The sequence below is a fragment of the Bordetella pseudohinzii genome (genome assembly GCF_000657795.2).
Lineage (GTDB): Bacteria > Pseudomonadota > Gammaproteobacteria > Burkholderiales > Burkholderiaceae_B > Bordetella > Bordetella pseudohinzii.
In genome coordinates this window covers 214845-224521 of sequence record NZ_JHEP02000001.1, presented here as the reverse complement: position 1 = coordinate 224521, position 9677 = coordinate 214845, and the positions used below count along the sequence as shown (strand labels likewise).

Below are 9677 nucleotides of genomic sequence, written 5' to 3'. Positions count from 1 at the left end.
GACGCAGCACATGGCAGTCACCGCTCTCTACAGCAATTCCTGGCATCGCGTCAGCGCGCTGCGCCCGCGCCTGCGCTCGCATATCCATATCCATCGGCATACTTACCGCGGCCAGACCTGGTATGTGATGCAGGACAATAGCAACGGCGAATTCCACCGCTATACGCCCGAGGCCAATCTGCTGATCAGCCTCATGGACGGACGGCGCAGCGTGCAGCAGATCTGGGAGATCGCCTGCAGCCAGCTCGAGGACGACGCCATGCCGCAGGACGAGGTCATCCGCCTGCTGGCCCAGCTGCACCGCGCCGATGTGCTGGTCACCGACCGGGCGCCCGATGTGCGCGACCTGGTGCAGCGGCGCCGGCGCCAGCGCGCGCAGAAGATCAAGCAGTACATCGGCAACCCGAGCGCGCTGAAGCTGCCCCTGGTCGATCCCGACCGCTGGCTGAACGCCGGGCTGCCATACTACCGCTGGCTCTTTACCTGGGCGGGCGGCCTGTTGTGGCTGGCCGTGGTGCTCTACGGCGCCTCGCTGGGCGCGATGAACTGGCAGGCGCTCACGCACAATGTCTGGGACCAGGTGTTCTCGGCCGGCAATGTCCTGGCCATGGCGCTGGTGTATCCGGTGGTCAAGGCCATCCACGAGCTGGGCCATGCCTGCGCGGTCAAGGCGCGCGGCGGCGAGGTCCACGAGATCGGCGTGATGTTCCTGCTGTTGGTGCCCATCCCCTATGTGGACGCCTCGGCGGCGGCCGGCTTTGCCGACAAGCGCTGGCGCATGCTGGTGGGGGCGTCCGGCATCCTGGTCGAACTCTTTCTGGCCGCCCTGGCCATGATCGCCTGGACGCAGCTCGACCCCGGCCTGGGCCGCTCGCTGGCCTACAACGTCATCATTCTGTGCGGCGTGTCCACGCTCTTCATGAACGGCAATCCGCTGCTGCGCTACGACGGCTATTACGTGCTGGCCGATGCGATCGAGATCCCCAACCTGGCCCAGCGCGCCAATGCCTGGCTGGGCTATCTGTTCAAGCGCTATGTGCTGGGCCTGGCCGCCGTGGAGGCGCCGCGCGCCACCCGGGGCGAGCAATGGTGGTTCGCGGGCTATGCGCTGCTGTCCTTTGTCTACCGCATGTTCGTCATGTTCCTGGCCATCTTCCTGGTGGCGGGGCAGTTCTTTTTCTTCGGCGTGCTGCTGGCCTGCTGGGCCATCCTGAACACCCTCGTGATGCCCTTGTGGCGCCTGGCGCGCCATCTGTTCACCGATCCGCAGATCCAGGCGCGCCGGGGCCGCTCCTACCTGATCACCGGGCTGTGCGTGCTGGCCGCCGCCGGCCTGGTGGGCCTCTTGCCGATGCCATCCTCGACCGATACCGAAGGCGTGGTCTGGGTGCCGCCCACGGCGCAGGTGCGCGCGCCGGTGGCCGGTTTCGTGCGCGAGCGCCAGGCCGCCGACGATGCGCCGGTCGCCGCCGGCACGCCGCTGCTGCTGCTCGAAAACGACGAGCTGCAGCGGCGCAACGCCATGCTGGCCGCCCAGGCCGATGAATACCAGGCGCGCTATGTGCAGGCCTATGCCCAGAACCAGGTGCAGGCGGCCATCGCGCGCCACCAGTGGCAAAGCCTGCAGACCGAGCGGCGCGCCATCGCCGAGCAGGTGCAGTCGCAGCAGGTGCGCAGCCAGCATGCCGGGCGCTATGTCTCGGCCCAGCCCGAGGACATGACCGGGCGCTATGTCCAGCGCGGCGAACTGCTGGGCTATGTGCTGACCGCGGCCGAGACGGTGCGGGTGGTGGTGCCGCAATCCAGCCTGGAGCGCATCCACCGCTCCCTGGCCGGCCTGCGGGTGCGCCTGGTGCAGGATCCAGGCCGGGAATTCGCGGCGCGCATCGCGCGCGAAGTGCCGGCGGCCACCGATGAGCTGCCCAGCCTGGCCCTGAGTCTGCAAGGCGGCGGCAGCATAGGGGTGGACCCGCGCAAATCGCAGGAAGGGCGCGCCAAGTCGGCCGAGAATCTCTTTGTCATGGACCTGCTGCTGCCCGAGGACGCGCCGCGCGCCTATCTGGGCGCGCGCGTCTATGTGAAGTTTTCCCATGAGCCCCGGCCGCTGGCCTTGCAGGCCTATGATGCCGTGCGCCAGATGGTGCTGCGCCAGCTGAAGCTCTGACATGGACAGCTTCGCCGCCCTCGCGCCCGATCCGCTCTATCCCGAAAAAGAGAGCGAGCGGCCCGACAACAAGCTGGAGGCCTGGGGCACGGGCATGCTGCGCTGGCTGTCGCGCAAGCGGCGCCAGCCGCTGTGGCTGACCCGCCGCATCCTGCCGCGGGTGCATCGCGAGGCCGCGCGGCTGGCGGACCTGGACCTGGCCGGCGTGCGCGCGCGGGCCGACGAGGTCGCTTTCGACCTGCGCTGCCATGGCATCACCACGGCCGGCGCGGCGCGCGCCTTCGCGCTGGTGCGCCAGGCCGGCAAGCTGGCGCTGGGCAAGGCGCATTTCGACGTGCAGCTGCTGGGCGGCTGGGCCATGCTGCAGGGCATGGTGGCGGAAATGAATACCGGCGAAGGCAAGACGCTGACGGCGACCTTGCCCGCGGCCACGGCGGCGCTGGCCGGCCTGCCCGTGCATGTCATCACCACCAATGATTATCTGGTCGAGCGCGATGCCCAGATCATGGCGCCGCTCTATGAGGCGCTGGGCCTGAGCGTGGCCTGGGTCAGCATGGAAATGACCCCGCAGGCCCGGCGCGAGGCCTATAAGGCCGATATTGTCTATTGCTCCAACAAGACCCTGGTCTTCGATTATCTGCGCGACCTCATCGTGCTGGACGATGACCGCGACGAAGACCGTCTGCGCCTGGAGCGTCTGCGCGGCGAGGGCGGGCGCCTGCAGCAGCTCTTTCTGCGCGGACTGTGCTTTGCCATCGTCGACGAGGCCGACAGCGTGCTGGTCGACGAGGCGCGCACGCCGCTCATCATCTCCGGCGTGCAGGAAGAGGACGGCGGCGCGGTGACCGCACAGGCCATGGCGCTGGCCGGCGCCATGCAGGCCTTGCATTACCGCATCCAGCCCGCGGAGCGGCGCGCCGTGCTCACCGAGTCCGGACGCGAGCATCTGCGCCAGGCCTGCGCGGCCTTGCCCGCGCCGTGGAGCATTCCCTTCCGGCGCGAAGAGCTCATCCTCAGCGCGCTGACCGTGCTGCATCTGTACAAGCTGGACGAGCAATACATCGTGCGCGACGGCAAGGTCATGGTGGTGGATGAATTCACCGGACGGGTGATGCCGGACCGCTCCTGGGGCCAGGGCGTGCACCAGATGCTCGAACACAAGGAGGGGCTGGAACTCAGCGATCCGCGCGCCACCTTGAAAAGCATCAGCTATCAGCGCTTTTTCAAGCACTACCTGCTGCTGGCGGGGATGACGGGCACGGCGGCCGAGATCCGCGCGGAGCTCGGCCGCGTCTACAACCTGCCGGTGGTCCGCATTCCCACGCACCGCAAGTCGCGCCGGCTGCATGCGCCGGACAGCGTGCATGCAAGCATGGCGGACAAGTGGGCGGCCGTGCGCGAGCGCTGCCGCGAATTGCACGCGCGCGGCGTGCCGGTGCTGATCGGCACGCGCTCGGTGGCGGCTTCCGAGGCCGCGGCGAGGGTGCTGGCCGAGGCGCAACTGCCCGCCGTCGTGCTCAATGCCAAGCAGGATGCCGACGAGGCCGCGCTCATCGCGCGCGCCGGCGAAATCGGCAGCATCATGATCGCCACCAATATGGCGGGCCGCGGCACGGACATTCCGCTGTCGCAGGCCGCGCGCGAGGCGGGCGGCCTGCATGTCATCCTGACCGAGCGGCATGAGTCGGCCCGCATCGACCGCCAGCTGGAGGGCCGCAGCGGCCGCCAGGGCGATCCCGGCCATGCCGAGGCCATCCTCTCGCTGGAAGACGCCGTGCTCGACAGCGTCAAGGACAGCCTGTGGGCGCGGCCGGTGGGCGCGCTCCTGGCCGCCCAGGGCCCGGGCTGGCGGCGCATCGCCGTCCATTGGCTGCGCCATGCCCAGGCGCGCACCGAAAGCAAGCTGGCCCGCGAGCGACGCCAAATGGTGGCCGCGGACGAAGAACTCGAAAATTCCCTGTCATTTTCCGGGCAGGGCGACTGAGACCCATCATGAAGATTTCCACGCTCGTCCTTTCCGCCTGTCTGGCTTCCCTGGCATCCGCCGCCCTGGCCCAGGGCCTGCCGCCGGACGCCACGCTGCCGCCGCTGACCGGGGCGGCGCCCCAGGACAGCCTGGGCCATCCCATGGCCTGCTTGATCGAGCCCTTCCAGGTGTCGGAACTGGGCAGCCCTTCGGCCGGCGTGCTTGAACGGGTGCTGGTGCAGCGCGGCGATTCGGTCAAGAAAGGCCAGGTCGTGGCGGAGTTGAACACCCATGTCGACGAGGCCACGCTGGGCCTGCGCCGCGCCGAGGCGGCCTATCTGAGCCGCGTCGTGGACCGCAATGCCGATCTCTACAAGCGCAAGCTGCTGCCGGCCGGCGACTACGACGAGATGAGTTCGCGCAGCCGCCAGGCGCAATTGCAGGTAGCCCTGCAGCAGGCCATCCTGGCCGAACGCAGCATCAAAAGCCCTTTTGACGGCGTGGTGGCCGAGCGCTACGCCGGCCCGGGCGACCGCGTCAACGACAACAAGATCGTCAAGCTGGCGCAGATCGATCCGCTGGTGGTCAAGGTGGTGGTGCCCGAGGGCCTGTACGGACAGATCAAGCACGAGGCCGAAGCCCAGGTCAACGTCAATCCGGCCATCAGCGGGCAGGCGCTCAAGGCCAAGGTCTGGCGCATCGACCGGGTGATGGACGCGGCCAGCGGCACCTTCACGGTGCTGCTCACCATTCCCAACAAGGATCACGTCATCCCGGCCGGGATACGCTGCTCGATCCGTTTCTGAGGGCAGGGCGGCCGCCCGCCGCCGGGGCCGCTCAGCCGGGAGCCTGCACGCCGTGCAGAAACATGTCCACGAAGCGGTCCATGATCTCGCGGGCGCTCTTGCCGCCGCCGGGGCGGTACCAGCGCGACAGCTGGTTCAGCGATGAGAGCAGGAACTTGCTGGCCAGGCTGATGTCGGTGTCGGCCCGGAATTGCCCGCCGCGCACACCGTCGCGCAGGACGTCCTTGAGCAAGGTTTCGTAGGCATCCCGCCAGGTGAGGACCAGGGCGCGGTGTTCGGGGCTTTCCGCCGTCCAGAACAACTGCGAGCCCGACATCCAGCTGTCGTGGTGCTGCTCGTAGTAATCGACCGAGGCGCGCATGAAGGCATAGAGCCGTTCGCGCGGGTCCTCTCCCGCGGCTTGCATGCCGGCCCGCACCTCATTGAACAAATGCTCCATGCCGGCCGCGATCAGGCTGCGGTAGAGCGTGTCTTTGTCCGGGAAGTGATGATAGAGGGCGGCTTTGGAGACCCCGACCTCGGCGGCAATCATGTTCAAGGACGTGCCGCGGTAGCCGTGGCGGGCGATCAGGCGCCGCGCGGCATGGATGATCTGGTCGTAGCGTCCTGGGTCGCGCGCGGTCATAAAGGGCCCTGTAGAAGAAGACGGGGTGATGATAAGGGAATCCACCGGGATTGAATTTCCCTGGCATTCAGGTCTATCCTTGGAACCAACCGACCGGTCGGTAAGTTCCAAGCATAAGGAAAAAACCGGGAGGCCGGACAAGTTTTGCGGCGACAAAACCCCGATATAGGTGGAGACAAGCATGCGCAGCGGACTTTTGATCCCGCTGGCGCTGGCGGCGGCCGCGCAGTTCGCGGCGCCGGCCGGGGCCGCGGACGGCAGCTTTCCCGATCACGCCTTGCGGCTCATCGTGCCTTTCGCGCCCGGCGGCGGCGCCGACGCCAATGCGCGCCGCATCGCCGAGCCCTGGGGCAAGGCGCTGGGCCAGCCGGTCGTGGTGGAGAACCGGCCTGGCGGCGGCGGCACCTTGGGCGCTGGCCATGTGGCGCAATCGCCGGCCGATGGCTACACCTTGCTGTACACCACGCCGGGCCAGCAGATGACCGCGCCCTTTCTGTTCAAGCACTTGAGCTATGACCCCTCGCGCGATCTCGTGCCGGTAGGGCGGGTGAGCGAGGGCGCCAATGTGCTGGTGGTGAGCAATAGCTTGCCGGTGCGCAGCGTGGCCGAGCTGATCGCCTATGCCAAGGCCCATCCCGGCAAGCTGGGCTTTGCCAGCTCCGGCGTCGCCTCGACCAGCCATCTGGCCGGCGAACTCTTCCGGCAGGCCGCGGGCGTGGATATTTTCCATGTGCCCTATCGCGGCACGGGGCCGGCGCAGAACGACCTGATCGGCGGGCAGGTGCCCATGACCATAGACACGCTGTCGGTCTATCTGCCGCTGATCCAGGCCGGCAAGGTCCGCGCCCTGGGCGTCTCTTCGCTGGCGCGCAATGAGGCCGCGCCGCAGGTGCCGGCCATCGCCGAGACCTTGCCCGGTTTCGAGGCGGTGCCGGTCAACTACATCACCGCCCCGGCGGGCACGCCGCCGGCCATCATCGAAAGACTCAATACCAGCTTGAACAGCGTGCTGCGCGATCCGGCGGTCAAGGCGGGTTTCGCGCAAGGCACGTCGCTGGCGGGCGGCTCGCCCGCCGACATGGGCCGCCTGGTCGAGAGCGAACAACAGAAATGGCGCGCGCTCATCGAACGCGCCGGCATAAAAGCCGAATAAGGAGAGGAGACAAAATGATGAAACGGTTTCTGGCCGCCTGCGCGCTGGCCATGTGCGGGCTGGGCAGCGCCCAGGCTTTTCCCGACCACGCGGTGACCATCGTGGTGCCTTATGCGCCGGGCGGGGTGACGGATCTCTATGGGCGCGCCATCGGCGAGTTCCTGGGCCGGCGCTGGAAGGTGCCGGTCATCGTCAAGAACGAGGGCGGGGCGGCGACCATGCTCGGCACGCAGAGCGTGGCGCGCGCCGAGCCGGACGGGCATACCTTGCTGCTCACCAGCTATGCCTATACCTCGAATCCCGTGCTGCGCAAGGATATGAACTATGGCAAGGACGCCCTGCGGCCGGTGATGCTGCTGGGCAACAGCCGCAATCTGCTGGTGGTGCCGGCCAAGGGCGAGCTGCATACGCTGGATGACGTGCTGGCCAAGGCGCGCAAGTCGCCGGGCAATCTGCGCCTGGCCTCTTCGGGCATGGCTTCCAGCCCGCATATCGCCGCCGAACTATGGGCCAAGGCCGAGGGCGTGCAGATCACGCACGTGCCCTACCGGGGCACCGGCCCGGCCATGAACGATGTGTTGGGCGGCATGGTCGACGGCATCTTCGACGGGCCGTCGTCCATGGTCAACGTCCAGGCCGGGCGCCTGCGCGCCATCGCCATCGCCAGCGAGAAACGCCACCCGGGCGCGCCCGGCGTGCCGACCTTCCGCGAGCTGGGCGTGGACCTGGTGTTCGGCAGCTGGTTTGGTTTCTTCGTGCCCAAGGGCACGCCCGACGCGGTGCTGAGGCAGATCAATGCGGATCTGCGGGCCGCTGTCGCGGACCCCGCCACGCGGGCGGCCATCGACAGGACCTCGCTGCTTGTCGAGGGCGGCACGCCCGAGGCCTTTGCCCGTTTCCTGGATTATGAATCGGCCCGCCTGAAGGCGCTGGTCGATAGCGGCGTGGACCTGCAGTGATCTTTCCCATGGAGCGCATCATGAATCTCGAGTGCCTGAAAATCGAGCGCGACGGCCATGTCGCCATCGTCTATCTCGACCGTCCGCCGGTCAATGCCCAGAACGCGCAGATGCGCGCCGAAATCATCGACGTCTTCGACAGCTTCAATGATGACGCCGATGTGCGCTGCGTGATCCTGACCAGCAAGGCCAAGGTGTTTTCGGCCGGCGCCGACGTCTCCGAACGGCCGGCCATCAAGCAGCGCGGCCCGGGCGCCTATTGGCGCCACAACCGCCTGGTCCGCGAGTCGGCCCTGGCGATCAGCGAGTGCGGCAAGCCCGTCATCGCCGCGGTCAATGGCCCGGCCCTGGGCGCCGGTTTCGGTCTCATGGCCGCCTGCGATATCTGGGTGGCGTCCAACAATGCCTATGTGTCCATGCCCGAGATCAACGTCGGCCTGGCCGGCGGCACCGCGCTGCTGCAGCGCATCTTCGGCCAGTCGCGGGCGCGGCGCATGTTCTTCACCGGCATGAAGGTGTCCGCCGATGAGCTCTATCGCCTGGGCCTGATCGAGGCCAGCCTGCCGCCCGAGGAGCTGATGCCCTATGCGCTGGCCCTGGGCCAGGAGATCGCCGGCAAGGCGCCGATCGCGCTGCGCTATGCCAAGCAGGCCGCCCAGGTGACCGTGGCGATGCCGCCGCGCGAGGGCTATCGCTTCGAGCAGAACATCACGGTGGCGTTGTCGGACACCGAGGATGCGCGCGAGGCCCAGCAGGCCTTCCTGGAGAAACGTCAACCCGTCTACAAGGGACGCTGACATGGCCTTGGAGATCGATGCCCGCCTGCTGGCCCTGCCCACGGGCGGCTATGCCGAAAGCGAGGCGGATGCGGCGTTCCGCGCCGAGCTGCGCGCCTTCGCCCGCGAACAATGTCCCGCCGAGATCCGCCGTCATGTGGCCGCGGGCGAGAAGATCACGCGCGCGGTCTACAGCCGCTGGCAGCGCCTCTTGCATGCGCAAGGCTGGGCCGCGCCAGGCTGGCCGCGCGAACAGGGCGGCACGGGCTGGACCCTGCGCCAGCGCATGATTTTCGAAGAAGTCATGGCCGACGAGGATTGTCCGCCGCTCTACCACCATGGGCTGGGCCATATCGGGCCGGTCATCATGCGCTTCGGCACGCCGGCGCAGAAAGCGGAGTTCCTGCCGCGCATCGTCGACGCCAGCGACTGGTGGTGCCAGGGCTATTCGGAGCCCGGCGCCGGTTCCGACCTCGCTTCGCTGCGCACCCGCGCCGAGCGCGACGGCGACGACTATGTCATCAACGGCCAGAAGATATGGACCTCGCATGCGCATGAGGCCGACCGCATCTATCTGCTGGCGCGCACCTCGAACCAAGGTCGCAAGCAGGAGGGCATATCGCTTTTCCTCATCGATATGGACAGCCCGGGCATCAGTCACCGGCCCATACACACCATCGACGGCTGGCATCATGTCAACGAGGTCTTTCTGGAGAATGTGCGCGTGCCGGCCGCGAGACTGCTGGGGCCGGAGGGCGAGGGCTGGACCTGCGCCAAGTATCTCCTGGAGCGGGAGCGCCTGCCGCCGGCCAGCGTGGCCCAGCTGATGCGGCAGTGGCGGGGCCTGGCGCGCCTGCTGACGCAGCACAGGGATGCGGCGCGCGACTATGGCGGGCTGGACAATGAGCTGCTGTCGCTGGCCGCGCGCATCAAGAGCGCGCGCGAAATGCTGGCTTCGGCCATCGACGCGATGATGCGCCAGGAGCCGCTGGGCGCGCGTCCTTCGGCCTTGAAGCTGGCGTGCAGCAGCATTGCGCAGGACATCTCCCGCATCGCCCTGATGGTGCACGGCCCCGTGGGCGCGGCGCGCTTCCTGGACGAGGCGCGACAGGCGGGCGCCGAAGGATTGGCCGTGCAGAACTACCTCTTCGCACGGTCCAAGACCATCGCCGGCGGGACGACCGAGGTCCAGCTCAATGTCATCGCGCGCGCGCTTTTCGGAGTCTGA

The 9677-nt window shown here is 68.0% G+C and carries 8 protein-coding genes; 7 read left to right on the top strand and 1 reads right to left on the bottom strand.

Going from position 1 to position 9677, the window contains the following annotated elements; translation table 11 throughout:
* Positions 1 to 10: 10 nt before the first annotated feature.
* From L540_RS01050 to L540_RS01040, 3 genes are read left to right on the top strand one after another with little or no spacing between them, the layout of a single operon-like run.
* Entirely contained in the window at positions 11 to 2164 is a 2154-nt protein-coding gene (locus L540_RS01050) for an efflux RND transporter periplasmic adaptor subunit (protein WP_043209371.1), read from the top strand.
* A gap of 1 nt (position 2165) precedes the next feature.
* Positions 2166 to 4148 (top strand): preprotein translocase subunit SecA, encoded by a 1983-nt coding sequence (locus tag L540_RS01045; RefSeq protein WP_043209369.1) that lies wholly within the window; start codon positions 2166 to 2168, stop codon positions 4146 to 4148.
* An 8-nt stretch (positions 4149 to 4156) separates the two neighbouring features.
* Complete coding sequence (locus L540_RS01040) at positions 4157 to 4936, top strand: efflux RND transporter periplasmic adaptor subunit (protein WP_043209366.1); 780 nt, start codon at positions 4157 to 4159, stop codon at positions 4934 to 4936.
* A 31-nt stretch (positions 4937 to 4967) separates the two neighbouring features.
* Here the strand turns inward: L540_RS01040 and L540_RS01035 are convergent, their stop codons facing one another.
* Positions 4968 to 5561: a TetR/AcrR family transcriptional regulator gene (locus L540_RS01035; RefSeq protein ID WP_043209364.1), complete on the bottom strand. Its 594-nt coding sequence runs from the start codon at positions 5559 to 5561 to the stop codon at positions 4968 to 4970.
* A gap of 181 nt (positions 5562 to 5742) precedes the next feature.
* Here L540_RS01035 and L540_RS01030 point away from each other — a divergent pair, with 181 nt between their 5' ends.
* The 4 genes from L540_RS01030 to L540_RS01015 are packed head-to-tail and all read left to right on the top strand — an operon-like array spanning position 5743 to position 9677.
* Positions 5743 to 6714 carry a Bug family tripartite tricarboxylate transporter substrate binding protein gene (locus tag L540_RS01030; RefSeq protein ID WP_043209361.1) on the top strand — a complete coding sequence of 324 codons (972 nt, stop codon included), beginning with the start codon at positions 5743 to 5745 and terminating at the stop codon, positions 6712 to 6714.
* A 14-nt stretch (positions 6715 to 6728) separates the two neighbouring features.
* Positions 6729 to 7673 (top strand): Bug family tripartite tricarboxylate transporter substrate binding protein, encoded by a 945-nt coding sequence (locus L540_RS01025; protein ID WP_043209359.1) that lies wholly within the window; start codon positions 6729 to 6731, stop codon positions 7671 to 7673.
* A gap of 20 nt (positions 7674 to 7693) precedes the next feature.
* Complete coding sequence (locus L540_RS01020) at positions 7694 to 8470, top strand: enoyl-CoA hydratase/isomerase family protein (RefSeq protein WP_043209462.1); 777 nt, start codon at positions 7694 to 7696, stop codon at positions 8468 to 8470.
* Between the two features lies 1 nt (position 8471).
* On the top strand, positions 8472 to 9677 hold the full coding sequence (locus L540_RS01015; protein ID WP_082149498.1) for an acyl-CoA dehydrogenase family protein: 1206 nt from the start codon (positions 8472 to 8474) through the stop codon (positions 9675 to 9677).

Coding starts and splice junctions, on each gene's coding strand:
- L540_RS01045 (WP_043209369.1), top strand. CDS start 2,166: ATGGACAGCTTCGCCGCCCTCGCGCCCGATCCGCTCTATCCCGAAAAA.
- L540_RS01040 (WP_043209366.1), top strand. CDS start 4,157: ATGAAGATTTCCACGCTCGTCCTTTCCGCCTGTCTGGCTTCCCTGGCA.
- L540_RS01035 (WP_043209364.1), bottom strand. CDS start 5,561: ATGACCGCGCGCGACCCAGGACGCTACGACCAGATCATCCATGCCGCG.
- L540_RS01025 (WP_043209359.1), top strand. CDS start 6,729: ATGATGAAACGGTTTCTGGCCGCCTGCGCGCTGGCCATGTGCGGGCTG.
- L540_RS01050 (WP_043209371.1), top strand. CDS start 11: ATGGCAGTCACCGCTCTCTACAGCAATTCCTGGCATCGCGTCAGCGCG.
- L540_RS01015 (WP_082149498.1), top strand. CDS start 8,472: ATGGCCTTGGAGATCGATGCCCGCCTGCTGGCCCTGCCCACGGGCGGC.
- L540_RS01030 (WP_043209361.1), top strand. CDS start 5,743: ATGCGCAGCGGACTTTTGATCCCGCTGGCGCTGGCGGCGGCCGCGCAG.
- L540_RS01020 (WP_043209462.1), top strand. CDS start 7,694: ATGAATCTCGAGTGCCTGAAAATCGAGCGCGACGGCCATGTCGCCATC.